Source organism: Nocardia sp. NPDC004604 (assembly GCF_040609795.1).
In the GTDB taxonomy this organism is placed as follows: Bacteria; Actinomycetota; Actinomycetes; order Mycobacteriales; family Mycobacteriaceae; genus Nocardia.
Window position 1 is genome coordinate 63,530 of the sequence record NZ_JBEXLC010000009.1, and the last position, 24,227, is coordinate 87,756.

The 24,227-nt window shown below is 69.0% G+C and carries 1 protein-coding gene (cut by a window edge); it reads left to right on the top strand.

The genetic code is table 11. The annotated features are described in order from the left end of the window. Positions 1 to 24,227: the 5' portion of a hypothetical protein gene (locus ABZW16_RS06170; protein ID WP_354952749.1), read on the top strand. It continues 4,222 nt past the right edge of the window; the window shows 24,227 of its 28,449 coding nt (coding positions 1–24,227); it begins with the start codon at positions 1 to 3; its stop codon lies beyond the right edge, outside the window.

Sequence of the window (24,227 nt, forward strand, 5' to 3'; positions counted from 1 at the left end):
ATGGCTGAGCTGCCCGGATATCTCAAATGGTTGGAGTGGGTCGCTGGCTCCGACTGGCCGGCGGGCGATCCGGATGGCATGTGGGGCCTGGCCGATGACTGGCGCGCGGCCGCGGCCGGATTGCGCGATATCCTGCCCGATATCAGGGATGCGAAAGCGGCGTCGCTGAAGGCGTATCAGGACGGCGACGGCATCGACAAGATTCTCGAGAACTTCGACAGCTATCTCGAGGGGCCGCAGTCACTCGAGAATCTGGCCAAGGACTTCGAGAAGCTGGCCGATTCGGCGACCGGCGTCGGTACCGAGATCGAATACGGCCAGCTGATGCTGATCACCTCATTGGCATTGTTGGCGGCCGAGATCGCGATCGCATGGATCTTTCCGCCGACCGCGCCTGCCGAAGAGGCATTGGCGATCGCGGGCACTCGGGTGGCGATTCGGATTATCGCCAAACGGATCATGGACAAGATTGTCGATATCGTCGCCAAATTCCTCGGGCGGCGACTGGCTGAGTTCCTGGTCCGCCACATTGCCATCGATACCGCACTCGGCACGGTCCAGGACTGGGGTATTCAGCAGTATCAGGTGAATTCCGGACACCGCAAGGAGGTCAACTGGGAGCAGGTCGCGGTCACCGGCGTCAGTTCGGCGGTGGGCGCTGGTGTGGCCAGTCCGCTGGGTGAGATGCTCGGCAAGAGACTGGCCGAGGTCGAGATGAAGGCCTGGCTGCGCGGGCTGATCACGGGCTCGGCGGCGGGCACCGTCGGCGCGCTCGCTGGGTTCGGCGGAAGTGTGGCCACGCAGTTCGGCATCACCTGGGCCAAGGATGGTGAACAGGGCGGCTGGGATAAGGCCGTCGAAGGTCTGAAGAGCACCGAGTTCGATCTGCGCATGTTGACGGCGGGTGCGACGAATGGCGCGATGTCCGGTGCGAATCGGGCGCTGGCCGAGCAGTTCTATGCGAATCGGCATCCGGAGTGGTATCGGCCGAGTGGGTCGCCGGTGAACCCGGATAGCCTGACCCGCATCGGGTTTCGGCCCGATGCCGGTCCGGTGGGTGCTGGTGCTGGCGGTGCCGATGTGGGTGCGCACGGGGGTGCGGGTGACTCGGGGAACGGCCGGGTCGACGAGGGTGCGCCGAATGCGGGCCATTCGGGGGAGTCGGTCAACGGTCGGGCCGCGGGTGACGGGGCTGCGGCCGGAGATGGGTCGACTGCGCATGTTGCCGAGGACGGTTCGGGGGCGGCCGGTGCCGATGGGGCGAATAGTCATGGTGCGGGTAATGATTCGGTGCAGGCGCATGGTGCTGATGGCGGAATGTCGAAGGCGGGGGCCGCCGGTGATGGTTCGACTGCGCGTGCTGGTGATGATGGTTCGACCGCGCACGCTGGAGATGGCGGTTCGACGGCGCATGCTGGTGATGATGGTTCGACCGCTCACGCTGGAGATGGCGGTTCGACCGCGCGTGCTGGTGACGAAGGCTCAACTGCGCGTGCTGGTGACGATGGTTCGACCGTCCACGCTGGAGATGGCGGTTCGACCGCGCGTGCTGGTGACGATGGATCGACCGCTCACGCTGGTGACGGGGGTTCGACAGCGCACGCTGGCGAGGGGGGTTCGGCTGCGCATGCTGGCGATGATGGTTCGACAGCGCGAGTTGGTGATGGCGGCTCCCCGGATACGCACGGGGCGGGCGATGCGACCACGAATGGGCATGCGTCCGGGGATGGTGCTGTCCGTCCCGCAGGCGAATCGGATCACACTGCGGTACAAACGAATTCGGCGGCCGGTGAGTCGAATGGCGGTTCGGGCGCGCGTACGGCGTCCGTCGATCATGGTGGAACGGCGTCGCCGGACGCGAATCAGTCCGCGTCGGCTCGGGCCGATATCGGGACGCGAGCCGACCTGGCTCCCGCAGGTGCGCACCCCGTTTCGACGACCGACGGAACGCATGCCTCCAGCGACAACGCGTCCGCTGCTGCCGCAGCAGTGTCGGGCCCCGCCCAGGCCGGTGTCCACACCGCGACCTCCCCGCCCCACCCCGGAGCCGACACCCGCGGCGGCGCACCGACATCCACGCCCCGCCCCAGCGCCGCCGAGATACGCCAGCCCGGCACCACCTCCAGCACTGACGCACAACGCAGCGAACCCACCCGTCCACAGTCGAGCGCCGAATCGCGCACCGGAGAACGCTCGACCCCAACCTCCGGCCCGGACGCCCGTACCGCCGCACACCGATTCCGTACCGGCGATAGCTCCGAGGCCCGCCCCGCAGCAAGCCGATCTGCAACCGAAAACCGTGCGGGCGCAGCACAATCCGCATCCAACTCGAACGCCGCCGAACCCGTCGCCGCCCCGCGAGCAGACGCCGCACCGATCCGCCCCGATGCCCACGCCGACACCGGCGTCACAGCCCGAGCAGCCACCGATTCCACAGCCCATCCCGATACCGATCCTGCGACGCGCCTCGATGGCGAGGGTGCCCCGCGACCCGACAGTGATAGCGCGGTGCGCCCTGAGGACGAGACTCCTGTGCGCCCCGAGAGTGAGCCCGCTGCGCGGCCCAACGGTGAGCCTGCGGTACGCCCCGAGGGCGACAGTCCGGTGCGGTCCGACGGTGAGAGTCCGGTGCGGTCGGACAGCGAGCGGGCTGCGCGATCTGACGGTGAGGGTGCCGGGCGTCCAGCGGGTGACAGCCCCGTGGGAGCTGAAGGCGAGCGCGCGGCACGTCTCGGCGGTGCGGACACGGTCAGCCCCGACGCCGAGCGGGTCGTGCGCCCTGAGGGTCAAATTCCTGTGGTCGCGGAAGGAGAAGGGGCGGTAGACCGCGGCAGTCGGGAGGCGGTGCGGCTTGATGGCGACAGCGTGGTGCGCCCGGAAGGCGACATCCCGGTGGGCTCGGAGGGCGAGCGCGCTGTGCGTCCCGACGGCGAGGGCGTGGTGCGTCCTGAGGGCGAGGGGCCGGTGGGTCCGGAGGGCGAGCGGGCTGATCGTCCTCACGGTGTTGGTGTGGTGCGTCCCGAGGGTGAGAGTCGAGCGCGCTCGGAAGGCGAGCGCGCTGTGCGTCCCGACGGTGAGGGCGTGGTGCGTCCTGAGGGTGAGAGTCCGGTGGGCTCGGAAGGTGAGCGGGCCGCGCGGCCTGAAGAGGAAGGGGCCGTACGTCCTGACCGTGCGGGCGCGGTGCGTCCCGAGGGCGACAGGCCAGTGGGTTCGGAGGGTGAGCGGGCCGCGCGGCCTGAAGGTGAAGGGGCTGTGCGTCCCGACGGTGAGGGCGCGGTGCGTTCTGAGGGCGAGAGTCCGGTGGGCTCGGAAGGTGAGCGGGCCGCGCGGCTTGACGAGGAAGGGGCCGTACGTCCTGACCGTGCCGGCGCGGTGCGTCCCGAGGGCGACAGGCCAGTGGGTTCGGAGGGTGAGCAGGCCGCGCGGCCTGAAGGTAAAGGGGCCGTACGTCCCGACGGTGCGGGTGTGGTGCGTCCCGAAGGGGAGAGTCCGGTGCGGCCCGACGGCGAGCGTGTGCCTCGCCCCGGGGACGAGAGCGGCGTGCGGTTGGATGGCGAGAGCCCGGTCCGGTCGGATGGCGAGGGTGCGGTGGGTGCCGATGGTGACGGTGGCCGCCGACTCGACGGTGCGGGTGTCGTTCGGGCTGACGGCGATACAGCGGTGCGCCCGGACGGTGATGGTTCGGTGCGCGCAGAGGAGGGGGCAGCGCGGCACGAACCCGGCGGCGAACGGCGTGGGGCGGATTCGGCTGGGGACGAGCATGGTTCGGTGCATCGCGACGATGCCGATGCATCGGCATCGTCCAAGACACATCGCGCGGACAGTTCGGATGTGGAGCAGCGGCGCGCCGAGGATGTCGAGGCACGGCGTGCGGCTGCTCGCGAACGGGCCGAATCCATCGATCCCGCAGTGGCTTTCGTGCCCATCGCGGGGCCGGAAGCGCCTGCGCACCGCACGGGCGACGCGTTCGCCGACAGAACCGCGCCGGGCGATGGCGCGGATACTCCGCATCGGCAGGCGAGTGATGATGCCCCGCTGCGTATTCCGGAGCGCAACCGCGGTCGGTGTGCCGAGCTGTCGCTGCGGTTGATCAAAGCGCTCACCGGCAGTGCGTCGATCAGGCTGCCGGAGCGGGTGATCGGCATGGACGGTATGTCGGCCGGGGAGGTGCAGGACGCAGCGGGTGGGCAGCTGCGCAAGTACGGCGATCACGGCGAGATCGCGCGGCTATTGGCTTCCATGCCGGAGGGTTCCTCGGCATTGATCGTCGATGAATACAACGCCCCGGTCGACCAGTATCAAGTCGGCGCGCACGCGTACGTACTCGTGCACGAGAACGGCGGCATGGTGGTGCGCGATCCGGGTGCGGGCCGGGTCGAGGGATTTCCGCCGACGGTGCCGCGCGAAATCCGTGGCACCTACGCCATTGTGTTCGACGCCGCGGGAAAGCCGCTGCATCCGCTCGGCGCCGAACCGGGCGCCCAGCACTCGGACGATCCCGCGGCGCGCATCGGCCGCTCCCTGGACGCGCAATCCGATCAGGTGCGGGAACTGCTGCGGCAGAACGAGATCGGCCGCCAGATCATGGCCGAGTTCGATACCGGGCCGGTACGCGACAGATTCGAGTCCGATGCCGCTGACGGCCGCGCCGGTGAGTTCCGTCGCCGCGAGCTGAGCGCCATCGCGTACACCTCCGGCGCCGATCATGTGCAGCAGGCCCTCACGCTGGCACACGAATCCGTGCACGCCGAACGCTATGTGTCGGGCCGAACAGGCGATCCCAGATCGATGTCGCGCGAGGAATTCGTCCGGACCATGGTCGACGAGGAGGCGGCCGCGACCGGGCGACGCTTCCAAATGGCCGAGGAATTCCGCGATCTCGGCCACGACATCAAGGTGCACCCGCTCGAGCAGACCTACACCGACGCCCGCGATCGCGCCGCGGCCGACCTGGCGGCGAGCGATTCGACGCTGAGCCCGGCCGAGATCCGGCAGGCCGCGCACGAGGTCGGCGTCGACGCCCTGCGCCAGCAGATCGCAACCCACGAATGGCGAAACGGCAAGAACTACACCGACTTCTACGGCAGCACCTGGGATCGCGCACATGCGGCCATGGCCGAAACGCCAGCGGGCACCCGCATGCACGAACTCGACTCGCCCGAGCGGGTCGCGGAAATGCGCGCCGCGGCCATCGATCGCGAGGCGGCGCTGCGGCATCTGGGTGAGGTCTCGCAAGATCTGACCAAGCGAGCCGCGGCCCTCCAGCTGGATCCGACGCTCGGCCGAGAGCCACTGCAGCGCCAGATTGCCGACCGGCTACAGCGGATCACGAATGAGCTGGCCGGACAGGATGTCGCGCCGCAGCGTCAGGCGCAGCTGCGCACCGAGGCACACGATCTGCGCCGGCTCGCCGATCTCGCGGACCAGCGCCAGCACGCCCAGGCGACCTACGATCACCGCGCCGATCAGCTGGCCGCGACGGCCTTCGCGGAAGTGCTGGGCGAGCACCTGCGCAACCCCAATGCCCGAATGCTCAATGAGCACCTCGTCCATATCCCCGGCGAGCCCGATCGACTGATCATCGCCTCCGGTACCGACGATCATCAGCGGGTGCTGGCCGAGGCACGGCACAACCCCGAGATCCGGGACCTGCTGGCGCGACCGGACGTCATCCGCGAACATCTGAATGTCGATACCGACCAGACCGGCCGCATTCGGGTCGAGGCGATCGATGAGCCGTCGCCGAGCCAATTCGAGCGCACCAGTGATCTCACCCCGCTCGACCGGGCGGGCGAGGCGGCGCGGGAGCGCACCGCGCGAATCCGGGAACAGTTGGTGCAGACCGAAACCGGCCGCTGGGCCGATGAGGTGCTCACCCGCCACGGCGTCGAGATCGTGTACGAATCCGGCGCCGATGACCGCTACTACCCGAGCCGTCGGATCCTTGCACTCGATGTCGGCGCCTCCGATGCGCAGCAGATGGTCGCGCTCGTGCACGGTGCCATCCACGTCGATTTGGCCCAGGCCCGTGCGACGCCCGGCGGTGCGCAGGAGCGCATGCGGCTGCGGCGCGATAACTACATCGACCGGATGCTCGATGAGGAAGCCAGGGCACATGCCTTGGAAATCGTTGCGGTAAAGCAACTCCGGGCGGCCGGACACGATCTCGCGGAGACTCCGCTCGAACGCACCTACACCAATGCCTACGACGAGGCCCGTGCCCGTGCGCAGGACGAGCATCCGGAAACTCCGACGGCCGAACTGGATCGGATCGCCAACCAGGCGGGCCTCGACGCGATCCGGCCCGAAATGGCCGCCCACCGTCTCGAACATTCGAACGAGACCCACGCCGAGTTCTACGGCAACGCCTGGGATGACGCGCACGGTATCCGCTCGTTCGACGACATCGTCCGGGCGGCAATCGATTCCGGCGAGCGCGAGGTCACGGTGCGCAGCCAGGGCAGCACGGTCGATTCCGCGAGGAAGGTCGAGCTCGTCCGGTACAACAATGGCACCGAGCTGATCCGCAAGACCGTTCTGAATCCGCGTCACGCGGTCGCCGAACGGCTGGCTTCCCTGCTCGGGCGCACCATCGGCGCGAATGTGCCCGAGGTGTTCCACCCAAAACCCAATTCCAATGTCGTCTACCTGGAGAAGCTGGCGGGACACGTTGCGGCCGAACGGCATCCGCAATTCGTCGACGTGCACGAACTCGGCTATGCCGATACCGTCGCCGGTCGTGCGCTCGGTCTGCTGGACACCCTGATCCGGATTCCGGACCGCGATGCCAACGGCTGGATGATCGGCCCGCAGCGCGAGGTGCTCGGCATCGATCACAGTCGTGGATTCGAAGACAGCGCTGCGGCACGAAATGCGTTGAGCCCATTCGCCGAACACTTCCTGCGCCGCAATGGCGACACCATCGAATTCATCGACCACCACCTACCGCGTGCGGTCGTCGACGCGATCACCGAACGCGTCGCCGCGCTGCGACCGGAGTTCGAGAAATATGGTCGCGGCGCCTGGCACGACACCGTCATGTCCCGGCTCGCCGAAATCCGCGTGCACGCGAGTGAATCGCCGCCCGAACACGGCGCGGACGATATCGCGCTGCGCCCGGAGGATCCGAGCAGGCAGGAGGCGGAGGTCGACGACCGCCCGAATGCCTACACCAACCGGTACGGCGGCGATAACCAGCACGGCATCCACGGCCGGGTCGACGCCGACGGCGTGCTGCGCGCGACGGTCCGGGTCGGCGACGGCACCCCGACCGGGCGCGAGATGTTCCGGGACATGATGCGGGTGCTCGGCCATCAGGTGACCGAGATACGTGCCGAATGGAATGCCGACGACCGGGTCCGGGACAATCTCGACACCTTCAATGCCGGTATGCAGGACCTGTTCCTCACCCCGGAAGAGGCCGCGCGCCAGACCTTTACCGGCAAGCTGGCCGTCGAACTCGGCTTTACCGAGGTCACCTTCGACCACGAGGCGATGCGCGGCCGACCGGGCGAATACCAGAAGGTCGTCGCGCACTTCAGCAGGCCGGAGACCCCCGAATCGGTACACCGGCCCGAGGCACAGGGCGATGGCTCGAACTCGCCGGAGTTCCGGCCCGGAACCAATGACCCGGCCGACCCGACGGGTGCATGGCAATCTCGCCCGCGCGATCTGACCGGTGGTCCGGTGTGGGAAGTGCTGGAGCGCAACGAGGTAGGCCGGGAGGCTGCTGCCGCGCTGCGTGCGGCGGGTGCGGGGGTGCGATTCGGCGAGGCGGGCGAATCCGGCCCCAGGGATTCGTTCAACGGCCGCACCATGGATATCTCCGTCGACACTCACGACCGCAGCCAACCCGCGCAGGCGGAGGCCCTGGTACGCGCCGCGGTGCTCGCCGATGCCGTGATCTCCGGTCGGGTCCCGGCGGATCCGGCGGGTATCCGCGCCACCGATCGCTCGGATTATGTCGCGGCACAGCTGCGTACCGAGGCCGAGGCGCTGGGCAGGCAGGCCGAATTCGGCCGCGAGCTGCGCGCGGCCGGATATCCGGAGTCGAGATCGATGCACGATCTTGCGGATTCGGCGTACACCCGGCAGCTGCATCAGCAGTATCTGGATGCCTATGACGCCGCCGTGCGGGGTGCGGATCCGGCGCTGGGAACCGAAGCACTGCGCCGACTCGGTCGGGCAGCGGGCATCGAGGCGCTGCTGTCCGGCGATATGTTCGACTCGCCGATATATCCGCACGAGGGCGCGAGTCTGCGCGATATCCACGGCGGCGCCTGGGATGCCCACCAGCACGCCGACGGGGTTCCGGAGCATGTGCCGTCGTCGCCGACGCAGGCACGGGAACTGCAGCGCCTGGTCCGCGAACACGCCGCGCTCACCAGGGAGCTGCGCGCGTCCGCGCGCGATTGGGAGCGCGCCGTGCGACGCTTCGGCGGTTTCGATCCCGATACCAACAGAGCCGATCGCGAGCTCATGGAACGTGGTCGAGAGGCGGTGGCGGAGAGCAGGATCCGACGCTACGACCCGGATTCGGGCCGCACCGTCCAGCAGAATGCGCTCGCCGAGGCGACCCGGCGGCACGCCGAGCTCGAGGCACGGCACAACCGACTCGTCGATGAGATCGCCGCACGCGTCGGTCGCGATGTCCTCGATGCGGAAGTACGTGCGGGCGACGGCAATTGGCTGCACGATCGGGTCGCCGTGCTGCCGGGCGAGCGGCTGCGCGTGCTCGTGGTCGACGCGCGCGGCGATCACGGCGCGATATCGCGTGCGGCGGGCGATCGCGGCAGCGACCTGCACCGCGCGGTCCCCTATGGCGAGGCCGTCGCGGAACGGCTGCGGGTCGTCGTCGACGATTCCGGGGCCGTGCGAGTGCGCCGGGAATCGGTCGATCTGCGGGCCGCCTGGATCGAGGACAATGCCGCGGCGGTCCGCCGGGAGGTTGCCGAGAGCATGGTCGCGCCGCGACCGCCGGACGAACCCGCCGGAGCACATCTCGACGCATCGATGGCCGAGATCACCGAAGGGGCGCTGAGGCGGATGCAGCGCATCCTCGGCGGCAACGACCTCGGGCGTTGGGCGATGGAAGTCCTTGCGCGGCACGAGGTTAAGATCCGCTTCGGCCTCGACGTGGATTCCGCTTTCTACGACGGCAGGCAGCACCGTGGCCTCGATACCGGCTACGACCCGGCCTCGAGCACCCTGCTGCTCGGCCTCGCTCCGACACCCCTGGCGCACGCCGATGCGGCAATCCGGGCGGCCTACCTTGCCGAACAGCTGGGCGGGCCGCACGGTCCGCTCGAGCGGCTCACCTTGGGCCGCGACGAGTATGTCAACTTGATGCTGGACCGGCAGGCCGTGGCGCATGCCAGAGCCTTCGAATTCGACCGGTGGCGGCAATTCGGCACCGAAGCCGCAGCGGCCCCGGAGACTTTGCTGTCCAAGGCCTACAACGACGCCTTCAAACAGGCACGGCAACAAGCCGAGCGGGTCTACCGCGACAACCGCGCGATCGCGGACACCATGATCGATGCCGCCGCCCATCAGGCCGCCGCACGCGAGGTGCGCAACCGGCTGCTCGAGTTGGGTCCGCGTGTCGACGGCGGTGACCTCGCCGCGTTCTATCGCGCGCAGTGGGACAGCGCGCACGGGATCGCACCCCAGCACGGCGAATCGCCACCGGTGCGGCACACCGACACTCCGGCGATCCGGGACCAGCGCGCCCGTCAGTACGCGGCCGAAATCGAATCCCTTCGCCTGCTGCGTGATTCGGGCCGATTCGTCCCGGTCGGTCCGGCCGAACGCGCCTACACCGACGCCTACGACCGGGCCCACCGGCGGGCCGAGCGTGCCGCGGCGCGCTCCGATGACCCCACCGCGATCCGGCCGGAACGGGCGGGTTACGAGGCCGGGCGCGACGCACTGCGCAAGTATCTCGACAAGACCGGGCTGGCGGAGGCAGAGGTCGCGTTCGATGTCGCGCGCCACGCCGACGATAATGTCGACAACTATCGGCCCTGGGATACCGACGCCGCAGACCCGGCCGGTCGGCCCGCCGATACTGATGCGCCAACGCGCCAACTCGGCGAAAACGAGGCCGCCGACCTGGTGCGCCGCGCGCTCGATCACGAACTCGCCGAGGATCCGGGCGGTACGCGCCTGACCGATCGGGTCGCCGAGTTCCCTGGCCACCAGCCGGTGGGGCGTGGACGGCTGGTGGTCGTCGCGCCGGAGGGCCAGCACATGGATGCGCTGCGCGAGCTGGCGGCGACGCATCCGGAGTACGCCACCGTGCTCTGGGACGGTACACAGCGGATCGAATATCTACAGGTGGGGCCGGGTTCCGACGGTCTGCACGAGGTCAGATCCATCTCGGATACGGTGGCCGAGGGGCCGTATCGTCGCCCGAGCGAAGACGAGGTGGCGGCCGAGTTGCTGGCGCACTACCTGCGTTTCCGCGCCGCTGGGCAGACCGATCTCGGATTCGACGCCTGGGTGCGTCAACTGGGTCCGGACTGCTTCAACACCCGCGACGACGCGTCCGCGGCACTGGAAGGCCGACTGCGCCCCGACTTCCTGGCCCGCGACTATGCCGCGGCCGAGGCCGATCCGTCGAAGGCGGAGCCGCATCCCGGCGAGGTGGCCCGCCGACTCGTGACCCGTCAGGTTCCGATGCCGGTGGGCACCGACCCGACCAGCGAGGTGCGGGCCCGGCGCTGGCCGCAGTTCACCCAGGTCGCGGTCAATATGCGCACATGGGGCTTCCCGATCACACTGCAATCCGACGGCAATGGCGGCTGGCGGGTCGCGGCGCCGGGCGGAGAGAGCCACGCCGCGGATGTGCTGGCCAGGCAGTTCCGGGGCATGTCGGATACCGATTCGGCGCGGCTGGCGGACCGGATCGGCAAGATCCTGCTCGACGGTTCGGCCGATCTGAACGATCACGGTGCCCCGAAGGGCCTGCTGCGCAGGATCACCGACCGGCTGTCCTTCGGATCCCGTTCGGACCAGGGCGATTCCGGTAGCCGACCGATCGATCGGCCACGGCCGGACGATGATTCGTTCGACGCGCCGGAGTTCCCGCACGGTGAGCCGGACGAGGGTGCGCAGGACCGGGAGGCCGCGCAGCGCCGCCAGGACGAACTGGATCGGCTGGCGGAGGAGAACGCGCAGGCCCTGCGCGAACGCGACGAGGCCAGGCTCGCCGGGGATCCCCAGCGGATCGCGGCGGCCGAGGCACGCGTCGAGCGGCTCGATGCGGAGTTGGCGGCGGCGGAGCATCGCGATGCGCTCCTGCGCGCGGGTGCGATTCCGGTGACCGATCGGGTCGGTGTGGTGCCGGGCGAACCCGCGCGGATCTACGTGGTCGGCCGGGGCCATGACGACCCGATCCGAGTGCTGGACGCGGCGGCGGCCGAACATCCGCGGTTGGCCGAATTGCGGCAGACGCCGGGCACTGTCGTGCGCGAGCTGCGCATCGGATCGCACGGCGAGACGCGGGTACTGCGCATCGATGGTGAAGTGGCGCAACAGGAATCTGCGCAGCTGGAGTCGACGCAGCGGCCGAGTGCGGAGGTCGCGCGTCGGCCCGATGCGGAAGTCGAACAGCAGCCCGTCGCGGAGGCCGGTGGCGGCGGAAAGCAGCCGCCGTCCCAGCCGCCGGTGCCCGTCGGATCGCCGGACGATCCGGGCGCGGATCCGGCACGGAACTCGAACTCCGACAGCGGATCCGTCGATCCGAACGCGCCCCGCCGGGTAGTCATCGATGCCAACGGCGACGCGATTCCGCTGCGGCTGACACCGGAAGGCGACCACTGGCGCGTCGAAGCCCCCGAGGAAAGCGGTCCACCGGCGCACCCCTCGGAGTCCGAACCGCCGGAACGGAAGTCGCCGCTGCGGCGGGCCTGGGAACGCATTCGGGAGAAGCTGCGCGTGCGCGGCTACGTCGGCGATTACCCCAAGTATCCGTCGGGATCGGGTGAGGACCGCAAGGGCCAGACGGCGCTGAAGGATGCCGTCGAACATGCGCCGGAGCTGTTCGAACACCATCCCGCCCAGCCGACACCGCATCCGCCGCAGACATCGGGGCACGATGTCGTGGCCCGACCCGCGCCGGAACATTCGGACCAAGCCCTCAATTTCGCCCGGATCGCGAAGGAGGGCTGGACGGCGTGGCGCAATCGCGAGCATCTGCCGATCCTGAACAAGCTCTCCGGCCGAACCCGGGATGTGGCAGGCGATTTCGTGGTGCCGCGCACACCCGACGGCGAGGAATACCGGTTCTGGGTGAGTGACGCCGACCCGGATCTGGTGCGCCAGACGGTCACCGAACTGCTCGAGGTCGAGGCGATCGCACCGGAGGAGGCGAAGGCGGTTCTCCAGGAGGCCCTGACCGTCGCCGATCCGGAACAGCGGCAACGCATTATCGACGATCTGGAGAACTTCGACCTCATCTCCCACGACGAAGCCAGAGCGCTGGAAGCGGAACCGCCACCCGCACAACCGGATCCGGGCGCCGAACTCGACGGCCCGCCGCCGCAGGACGAGTCGCTGACCGATACCGCGCACCGGCTCGGCTTCGATCTGCCCGATGAGAGCCCGGAGACCATTCAGCGGGTACTCGCGGAGCAGGAATTCCGGGCCATGCGCGAGGCGGCCGCGATCGCCGGACTCGCCGAGGCGGCCGACCGCTTCAACGAGGAGGTCACGCGCCCCTACGTCCGAGCGGATCTGGCCGGTTCGGGGCCGGAGCTGGACGGCCCACGGCCACCGGCGGGCGAACTCGACGATCCCGACGCCCGCACTCGGATCGACGAGGACGATGACTACTACTTCGACGAGGACGACGAGGCGGCGCAGGAGCCGACAACTCGCTGGGGCGTACAAGATGCCGCGGGCCGTCCGGTGCCGCTGGCCGACCGGGTCAGCATCTTCGACGACAACCCGATGGGCCGCTTCCTCAAGGAGCTGATCAGCGCCTTCGACGGACATCCCGGTCTGCAGAACTACACCCCGGTCGGCAATGGCTCGGATCCGCTGCGCGAATGGGGCGATATCGGGTCGGGCCAGGAGCTCGGCCGCGACCAGGGCCCTCGAGTGTTCTTCGAGCACGCGCTGCGCCGCGACCAACTGCGCGATGAGGTATCGACCTGGGCGCAGATGTTCGGTCTCGACCTGAACGATGTGAACCCCCGGAACCTGGACACCACGCTGCGCCGACTCTGGGCCGAGCACGATGCGCGGGTCGCCCGGGTCGTCGAATTCGCCGCGGCTGCCGAACCGCATCTGCACGCCGAATCGTCCGAGCCTGTCGGCGAGGTCCATGGCGACCAGGTCGCCCGGGTACCGGTCGGTGACGGCGCGCCGGACCGGCTCGTGGTGATCGACGGACCGCTGGACCGTGCCGACGCACTGGCCAGGGCGCTCGCCGATGATCCGGCGCTGGCCGAGGCGCTCAACCGCGGCGAGGTCGAACTGGACTACCGGGCCGCGCGGGAGGATCGGCTGGGGCAGATCCATCTCGACCCGGTGGAAACGCCCGAGGTGTATCACCATCGGGAGACCATCGATGGCCGGGAACTGGTCGTGACGATGGTGCGCGATAACGACGGTCAGTGGCGTGCGGTGCAGGCGCCGGTCGACGGGCCGGCCGGGGGTGATCCGGTCGACACAGCCGCGCCGCCGCGCACTCGACTCGAGATCGTCCGCGAACTCGTCAATGTGGCAAGGGAACTCGGCCTCGGACCGGAGGATCTGCACCCGGATCGGGTGGCGCAGACGATCGCGGAGCTGAAGCTGGGCAATGCGCTGCGGGCCGGTCAGGTCGAGGCGCTGGCCGACTTCGCGCGCACGATGGACCAGATCTCGAACTTCAACGATATCGGCGACGCGCGCGGCCAACTCGCGCACCGGCTCGATATCCCCGAGGCAGAGCTGACACCCGAGCGCGCCGGGGCAGCGCTCGCCGATGAGTCGTGGCGAAATGCCCGGCGCGATCAGCAATTCAAGGATCTGGCCGACTATGCCAAGCGGCTGCGCGAAATCGACCTCGACGCGGTCAATGCCGCCCGCGATCGGTTGGCTTCCCGGCTCGGACTGGTGGATTCGGATCCGCTGCAGCCGACCAAGGTCAAGGTGGCCGACGACGGCGAGGTCAAGCGCTCGTTGGATGCGAACGGTCTGGATCCGGCGAAGCTGCGCAAGGTCATCGCCGGGCTGGAAGCCGAGGGCAAGCACGATCAGGTGGTCGGTGCGCTCACCGAATACCTGCGGGCGCTGATCGATATCGATCCGTACTCGGAGGTGCCGCGCGGTGATCTCAGCGCCGATCCGCGGGCCGCGGGCGAGCCGCCGATCCACGAGTTGGGTGCGGTGCGGGCATTGCGCGAAATCATCGCCGAGGCAATGCAATCCGGGAATGCGCTCGATCTCGGGCGGGTGCTCGCCGAGCATCCGGGCCGCGACGGTCATTTCACGCCGGGCGAGGAGAGCTCCAACCGGCACGGGCGGCCGGAGCCCAGTCGCGATTGGGCCCGGCTCGTCGGTGTCGATATCGCGGACGCGGACGATGCGACCTTCCGCAAGGTCTACGAGGCATACCGCGACGGCAAGATCGAGAAGCACGAGGGGCTGAGCCCGGCCGAACTGACCGAGGAACTCGCCCGCATCCGTGCCGAGATCCGGGCGCGGGCCGAGCAGATCCGGGCGCTGGCCGCCCTGTATGACGAGTACTCGTCGGCACCTGAGGAGTTGACGGCGGGTGGTTCCGATCCTGGAGTCGGTGGCTCGCCGAAGTTGGGTGGGCCTGACGATGGTGGATCGGGTGCCACGCCACCGAATGGTTCCCAGCCCGGGTCCGGTGGGTCGGATCACGGTGGGGCTGCTGGGACGCCGTCGCGGTCGGGTGGTTCTGCGGGAGGCGAGGCGCCGAAGACCGGTGGGGCGGACGACGGTGGATCCGCCGCCACGCCGCCGGATGGTCGCGAGCCCGGGTCCGGTGGATCGCCGAAGGTGGGCGAGTCGGACGATGGCGGGTCTGCTGCGACGCCGCTGCGGTCGGATGGTCCGGTGGGATCTGGCGAAGCGTCGAAGGTGGGCGGGTCGGATGACGGTGGGTCTGCTGGGACGCCACGGCCGAGTGGTTCCGAGCCCGGATCCGGCCGGACGTCGAAACCGGGTGGACCAGACGATGGTGGGGCCGCCACGCGTCATACCCCAGGCGGCGAAGATCCTGTCGCACAGCCGAATTCGGGCGAAGCCCCTGATACTCGGTCGGAGTGGAAGCGGCGCATGGATGCCGAGCAGGCCGAGTGGAATGCGCGGATGCACGCGGAACTCGACGAGTGGGTCGCCCAGATGCGTGGCGGCGACGAGGCGCCGCCCAGCAGTGCGACCGATCCGCGGACCAGGATCGATGAGGCGCTGCGACGCGAATCCGAGGCCGCCGAGGAAGAGTTCCGGCGCCGCGATGAGGAGCGCGAGGCCGAGCATCAGCAGTTGATGGATCACCTCGACGAGTTGGCTCGTCGGCTGGAGGAAGGTTCCGGCGACCCCGACCCGCGCGAAGAGGCTGTGCCGGACCATGATCCGGGGCGGATCGATGCGGCGTTGGCGCGTGAGTCGGCGGCGGCGGAGGAGGCGTTCCGGCGTCGCGATGAGGAAGGTGAAGCCAGGCATCAGGAGTTGATGGATCACCTCGATGAGTTGGCACGCAGACTCGAGGAACGGTTCGCCGATCTGGAAGAGCTTGTCCCGGAGCCGCATTCGGTGGAACCGGAGTCGAGGATCGATGCGGCGCTGGCGCGTGAGTCCGCGGCGGCGGAGGAGGCGTTCCGGCGTCGCGATGAGGAGGGCGAGGCCAGGCATCAGGAGTTGATGGATCACCTCGATGAGTTGGGGCGTCGGCTCGAGGAACTTCGGCAGTCGGATGAGGGGCCCGAAGAGGACGGTCCCGAGCCCACCGCATCGCCATCCGGACCGCCGCGCGACCCATCGGACAGTCCTGCGTCCGGCGCCGAGCCGATTCCGACCTCGGGTGAGGGCGAGAGTTCGTCGCAGCGCGATCCTTCGGAGACCTCGGAGTCGGGTGCGAAGCCGGTTCCGGTCTCGGGTGAGGGTGATGGTTCGCGGCGGGATCCTTTGGAGGGTGTGGAGTCGGGTGCGAAGCCGGTTCCGGTCTCGGGTGAGGGTGATGGTTCGCGGCGGGATCCTTTGGAGGGCGTGGAGTCGGGTGTGAAGCCGGTTCCGGTCTCGGGTGAGGGTGATGGTTCGCGGCGGGATCCTTTGGAGGGCGTGGAGTCGGGTGTGAAGCCGGTTCCGGCCTCGCGCGAGGCCGACGGTTCGCGCCCGCACGATCCAGCGGGCAGCTCCGAGTCCGGTAAGAAACCGATTTCGGCGTCGGATGAAGGCGACGGTTCGACGGAACGCGATCCGAATGTGGATGGGGGAGTGGATAAGTCGGCGCACGAAATACCGGAACATCCACCGCTGCAGCAGGAATCGCGTCCCATCGTCGACGAATGGTCCAAGCGCAGCCCCCGAAAGGTGGCCAAGGTCCTCGCGCGGCGGCATTCGATCGAGGTGGAGGGCTTCCGCCGCAAGGGCATCGATCCGGAGGTGGTTCGCGAAATCGCGCGCGCCGTGGACGAGATGCTGACCAAGCATCCGCAGATGAAGCTCGTGGGCATTCGTATCGAACCCCGAAGCGCGGGCCACCCAGAGGGCGGTGTCGCGTACACGAGCACGAGCCCCCGCGTCGGCCCGGATGCGCCACTGTCCGAACGCCTCCGGCAGGTGACCCCGTCGATCATCATCCTGGAGGAATCGGCGCGCGGGCAGTCATGGGGCCACGATCCGGACACGCTGGCGTCGAAGACCAGCCGCGATGGGATGCGGATCATCGGCGCGGACCGCCCCGTATACGGCGTCATGGTGCACGAACTCGGCCATGTACTGGACTACGCCGGACAGGGCCGCGCACAGCAGCGGGCGCTGGACGCGCTGCGCGACCACTACCTCGCCACCCGCGCCAACCCCACCGAGGCCGATTTCCGCGCCTGGGTCGACCAACTCACCCGCTACAGCTTCGACGGCGACAACCTGGACCCCGGCGAAGCCCTCGCCGACGCCTTCCGCGAGGTCGAGCGCTACGGCGACAACGCATCCGAACCCGCCCAGGTCCTGCACCGCCTCCTGGTCGAGGAAGCCCGAGCAGGCGCGTCGAGTTCGGTCAAGTTCGTCAACCGAGCCCTCCCGGTCCCCGTCGAACTGTGGCCTGTCGGCTCCGATATCGCACAGCCCCACCACAATTCGCAACCGTCGCAAGACGTGCAGTCCACTCCGAAACAGCCCGGTTCCGTCGACCAACCGGATACCACGACCGCGCGCACCGACGACGGGCCAGTGGCACCACAGCCGCCTTCCCCTGACCCGCACTCCGTCCCGGCTGCCCCGATACCCGGCAGCCGTCCGGAACCGGCGACACCGCACCCCGATAACGACCCAGTGGCAGAAGCTGGTGGCGGCTCCAAGAAGCCCCCCGCCGAACCCCCAGCCCCACCATCATCCAGCCCGGACGAACCGTCGCCGTCCGATCGAAACGAGCCGGACGCATCCGAGCCAGATGCACCCCTGGCATCCGGTCCAGTCGAGCCGGAGGCTGTCGGACAGAACGAGCGGGAAGCGCGCGAGCTGCCAACAGGCGAGGAGAGCGAGCCGGCAGCGGCTGAGGAGAGCGAGCCGGAATCGGCCGAGCCGAGGCAGTCGGACGCATCCGCGTTGGATGAGCCGGTCGCGTCCAGCCGAGACGAGCCACGGGCTGCCGGTCGGACTGCGGCAGAGGCGTCCGGCCGGGGTGAGCGGGATGGGTCCGAGTCGGAACCGGCTGAGCGGAACGGGCGGGAAGGAACAGAACCAGCCGGGCCGGAATCGGGTAGACAGAGCGAGTCGGAGGCGGCTGGCCGGAACGAGTCGGAGGCGGCCCAGCGTAGGCAGCTGGATGCGTCCGAGCCGAATGAACCCCCGGCGTCCGGTCGGAATGAGCCACAGGCGGCCGGGCCGATCGAGCCGGAGGAAGCTGGTTCGGGTGAGTCGAAAGCGGCTGGGCGCGAGGAGGTTCCGGCTGGGCGCGAGGAGGTTCCGGGAGAGGGTGATTCGGGGGCCGAGGGGCGGGCGGCCGGGGATGCGCATGATGAGGCTGTGCGGGCGCATGCTGATGCGGTTGCGCGGCGGGACGCGCTTGCGGCTCGGGTGCGGGAGTTGGCGGATCGGCTGCCGTCGCAAGAGGATCCGGATGCGTGGACGCCGCGGCGGATTCGGGCGGCCATTGCCGAATTCGCGGGCAGGCGTCTGATTTCCGATGCCGATCGAGCCGTCATCGGTGAACTCGCGCGGCTCGCACCGGAATTCGTGCGGGTGGATGCCGAGGTGGGTGAGCTCGCGGCGCGGGTCGGGTTGGTCGACGAGTACGACCGGTTGCTGCAGGAGCGGCAGGATCTGGTGCGCGAGCGAGAGTTCGTGCGGGCCAAGGCGAATGAGCGCGCCGCCAATATGGGGCTGGATGATTCGACCGAATGGGTGCGGCGGGATCCGGATTCGCGTGACGAGGCGATCCAGGCGCTGCACACCCGCGCGCGCACCGATGTCGTCGAGGTGGAGGGCGGACTCGAGGAGGCGAACCGTCAGGTACGCAGTCCGGTCGAAGGCGATGAGCAGGGTCGTCGCGAGGAGGCGCTGCGCAAACTGATCGCGGCGACCGAGGATTTCGAATCCCTCGACGACCAGATCCGCGGGATCGACCAGCGGCTGTCCGAACTCGAGGACCAGGGCGTCGCGCGGCACCGGCCACCCTCGGAGGACGGCGCCGCCGAAATCGACCGGATGGCGCGCGAACGCGCCGAGGAACTGCGCCAGATCAAACCCCGCCGCAGCATGCGCGATGATCTCGCCGTCCGCCTCGGCGTCGTCGACGACTCGGGACATCCGGATGAGGCGGCGCTGCAACCGGATCGGCTGCCCGACACCATCGCCGAACTACGCGATCGGGCCGCGGAAACCACATTGTACGAGGACGAATACCGCGCCCGAATGCGCGAGATCGACGCACTGGCCGACGCCGCCGACGATGTGAACCAGGCACACAATCGCATCGGCCACCTGCAGGACGAAATGGCACGGGCCGCAGGCGTATGGCGTCAGCAGGTCGAGGCCGAAGGCGGGCGGATGGTGACCGACCGGGTCGGCATAGTGGAGGGGGAGCGGCCGCGCATCATCGTATTCGGTCCGCGCAGCGACCACGCGTCGCCGCGGGCGGATCATGATCACGCGCTGGCCGATGCGCTGCGCCGTGACCCTGCCGTCGCGCAGGCGATAGTGCGCCCCGAGACCCGCGTCGAATACCGTCAGGTGCTCGCCGATCGCGCGGGCAATACCAGAACGGTGCAGCTGGCGCCGCCGGAGATCCGCCGCCTGAGCACCGGCTGGCACAACGGCAGGCGCATGGACATGACGTCCTGGGTCGACGCCGAAGGTGTTGTGCACCATGTCGATCCGACCCGACCGGATTGGGTGGGCAATCGCGACGGCGGCACGGTGCCCAAGAAGTTCACCCCGAAGGATCCGCCGGACGGGGTGAGCGGTTGGGCGATGGAGGATGTCGTCAACGACATCACCTTGCCCACCGATGACGTCCCGCCGGGCGAGGTCCCGGAGAGCACGCTGCCTGTACACATGCCGCAGGCGCCATCGCGCTACGACACCTCCGGAGTGCCGCCGGGAACGGCCATCTTCGAACAGCATTGGGGCAACGACGCTTACAACATCACCCGGTTGATCCTGATGGCCGCGCAGACCCCGCAGCATCCCGCGGTGAAGGCCTGGATCCAGCGTCATCCGGAGATCGGTGAATGGGTGCAGGCCCGGCCCTGGCTGCAGAAGATTCCGCCATTCGGCACCGTCTTCCGCAACTATGACTGGTTCGCGGGGCCGGAGCGCAATGTTCAGCCGATGCACCGGCCGTGGGATCCGGCCGAGCACGGCAATCCGGCCGATCGGGTGGAGATTTCCAAAGGGCTGCAACGGGAATGGGATCGCGACGCGGCCAACTGGCGTCGGGTGCAGGACTGGGCCGACGCCGAGTACAACCGGTTCCTCGCCGATGACAGCGATATCGACCGGATCGGCGACGGCCTGGATGCCCATCGGCGGGCCCAGCAGCAGGCCGCAGCGCGCGATGTGGTCGGCGCTGTACAGGACCGGCTCACCGCCGATCGGGGCATCGATCCGACGCGCGACGTCGATGCGCAGCTGCGGCGGATCGATAACGACATCGACCGCGTCGCAGCCGATGTCGCGGATCGCTTCGCTACCGACGACTCGGTCGCGGTGCGCGACACCATCGCCGACATTCGCGAACTGCTGAGTGCCGGTGCCGATCCGGATGCCATTGCCGCGATCCTGGGCCAGCACATGCGCCACGACGTACCGGATTTCACCCGCGCCGAAATCGCGCAGATCAAGAACCATCTGATGGTCGACGAACACCTGGTGCGCGACTACACCGATCCCAATGGCGCCTATGTCCGTCGACCGATGGATCGCCTCGCCGACGTCGCCGAGGCATGGCACCGCCTGATGGCAGGCGAACCGCTGCCCGCCGATCTCGTCCTGCTCCAGGACGCCCGCGCCGAATCGAACTTCCTGCGCGCCAATCCCGGCGCCACCTGGCGGGCCGCCAATACCCACGCCATCGGCCTCGGCTTCCACTGGGATGCGAACCGTCCGCCGCTCACCGACTGGCGCGCCGAAATCCCCTATGCGGTGGACACCCTGGCTTCGGACCCGGCCTGGTCGCCGCCCGTCGCGCGCGGGCCGGAACTGCCGCCGGATGAACCGCCGTTGGGTGCTGTTGCGCCGAAGCCGGATACCCCGGGTTCCGGTGGCGGCGCGCGTCGCCCCGAAGCCACCGGTTCGGACGCCGACCTGGGGGCGGATACCCACCAGGATGAACAGGCCGAATCGTCCGGCAACGAAGCCACCAAGGGTGAGCCCAAGCCAGAAGGTGTTGCGCCGGAACAGATTCCCGATGCGGCGGTGCGGCAGGCCGAAATCGAACGCATTGCTGACGAATGGGCCGAAGCCTTTGTCGCCCGCGAAGAAGCGCGAGCCGCACGCGACGAGACGGACTCCAATTCGGATCCGACCGGTGAACAACATTCGGCGGCAGCACGATTCGATGAAGCCGATGCGAAACTGACCCGCCTGAACGAAGAGTTGAGCCGTGCGGTCGCCGATGACATGGCGCATTCCGCAGCGGACAGCACGTCGGATCCGTCGGCACCGCATAGCGCAGCGGACGACGCGGCGAACCCATCGACACCCCGTGCCGACGAACCAGGCGATCCGGTGCAACGCATCGAGGAGGCCCGGCAGCGTGCCGAGGACGGGTTCGATGAATTGCAGCGTCGGATCGACGAGTGGCACGAGGAGGCGTTGCGGGACAACGAGCGCCGCCATGAGCAAGCCCTCCAGTCGTTGCAAGAATCTGAACCGCCGGCGTGGCACGCCACCGAGGACAGCGTGTCCGCAGCGGATTCGCCGCCGCATGCCGACGAGCCGGGCGACCCGCTACAGCGCATCGAGCAGGCGCGACAGCGGGCCGAGGCCGGGTTCGATGAGCTGCAGCGTCGGATCGATGCTTGGCACGAGGAGGCGTTGCGGGAGAACGAGCGCCGCTTCCAGCAAGCTCTGCAGTCGCTGAGTGGGCAAGAGCCGGAGGGCACTGAGACTGGGGTGCGTGCTGACGCGGACGGCGAGCGGCAGCCGCCGCGTGCGGGTGAGCCCGGCGATGCGTTGCGACGTATCGAAGAGGCGTGGCGGCGTGCCGAGGCTGGGTTCGATGCGTTGGAGGATCGGATCGATGCCTGGCATGAGCAGGCGTTGCAGGAGAACGAGCGTCGCTACGAGGAGGCTCTCCAGTCGCTGAGTGAGCAGGGACCGCCGAGCGCTGAGGGCCGGTCCGACGCGGGCGGCGAGGAGCATGCACGGCGTGCGAGCGAGTCCAGCGATCCGGTACGTCGCATCGAGGAGACCTGGCGGCGTGCCGAGGTCGGATTCGATGCGTTGGAGCAGCGGATCGAGGCTTGGCATGAGGAGGCCTTGCGGGAGAACGAGCGCCGTCATCAGGAAGCTCTCCGAGCGCTGCACGAGTCGGAGCCGCCGGTGTGGCAGGGCGAGGCGCGGCCGACTGCTGAGCCGATCTCGGATTCCGAAGTGGCGCAGGGTGATCCGATGCGCGCCAGTACTGACAATCAGCGCGGCGAGCCTCGGGATGTGCGAGTGTGGCCGCTCGATGCGCCCGAAGCGGAGCACCGGCCGCAGCCTTCCGAGGCGGGTGATGGGGGATCGCAGCATCCGCCGCAGGAGCCGCCGACTCCGGCGCAACCGGAGCCCGATCAGCCGGACTCACATGGGTGGCCGCAGGACGGGCCGTCGTGGATACACGAGCCTGTCACGCAGGAATTGCGTGATGCGCTGCCCGGCTTGGTCGCTCGGATCGTGGAGACCACGGCCGCCCGTCAGGCCATGGAACCCCGTATTCCGGAGGGCGCCCGGCAGCTCGGGCTTGATCCGGATGGGTTGAGCCCGTTTGAAATACAGCGTGCTGTCGACGATTTGGTCGCCACGGCGGAGGCCCGCGTCGAGGCGCTGCGAGACCGGGAAAACGTCCCCGGCGCCGAAATGGTGCAGCACTTCGACGATCTCCGTGCGGCCGAGCGGGATGCCGCCGCCATCAGGGATGCCGCCAGCGCGTACCAGGACGAACTGCGCCGCTATATCGAGGCGGCCACCGACGAGACCGTGGCCCGACAGAGCGCGGCGGTACTCGCGTCCCGGGACGTGTTGACCGGCGACCGAGTCCACATGGTCGCCGAGGGCATCGGGATCGCGCCCGGCGGGCGGCGGGTACTCGTCGCGTCCCCATCATCGGCGCCGGAGCAGGTCATGCCCGCCGAAGTGCGCCGTCAATTGGCCGATCAGGGCGTTCATGTCGACTATCGCCACGTTGTGGTGGACGAATCGGGCGTCATCACCGTCACTCCGATCCGCCCGCCTGAGGAAGGCGCCGCACCGGTCCATCCGTCCACTCCGCCAGAAACGCCGGGCTCGGGGTCCGCTAGGGCGGAAGCATCGGGCAACGCGCGGCCCGACTCGTCAAGGGCGGGGTCCGTGAGGCCGGAGTCGCCGGAGTCGGGGGCCGCAAGGCCGGATTCTCCCGGGTTGGGGTCTGTCCGGCCGGAGTCGCCTGGCTCGGGGTCCGTCCGGCCGGAGTCGCCTGGCTCGGGGTCTGTCCGGCCGGAGTCGTCCGGCTCGGGGTCTGCGAGGCCGGAGACCCCCGGCTCGGGCGCCGTCGCACCAGAAGCGGCCGGTTCACCCGCGGAACACCGTGTGGCGCAGTCGGATCCATCCGAAACGCCGCACGCCGATGCGGACGGACCGGAATCCGCACCCGGCACTGGGGATACGGACGGTCTCACCCCCGAGGCCCGAGCCGAACTCGAGCAGCTGCGCGCCGAACGCGCCGTGGCCGTGGCCGAGCGCGAGGAATTGCGCGATCTGCGCCGCATCCGGGCCGACGGGCTGCCCGTCGATGTCGAGCGGGGGCTGCGGCCCGGTCAGCCGCTCGAGCAGACGCTCGAAGAGTTGCGCAACAAGACCATGCTGGTCCAGGAGCAGGCGGCGCGGCACGCGCGTATCGATGCACTCGAGCGCGCGGCCAACGAATTCAACCGTGTCGATGCCGAGGTCACGCGCCTCGACGAGGCCATTGCCGCGATCGAACTGTCCGGCACACCGGAGGGTGTGCACGCCGAGTTGGTGCGCGAACGCGCGGCGCTAGCGGCCGAGCGCGAATTCTGGCGGGCCAAGCGCAATGACCGGGCCGAGCGCTTCGATCTGCGCGATCCCGATCGCGCGCTGAACCAGGACAACCTGGAACCGACCATGCGGCGGCTGAGCGGCGATATCGTCGGCACCAGGGACATTGCCGGTACCGGTGATGAAACCAGCAGGTCGGAACCGGAATTGGTGGGTTCGGTCGAACGCACCCAGCGTGCGAACGCCATGTTCAAGCTGCAGGATGCCGCCGAACGGTTCAACGAGGCCGATTCCGCGCTCGCCGACCTGGATCGGCGCATCGCCGCCCTGGAAGGCGCAAATGTCGTTGC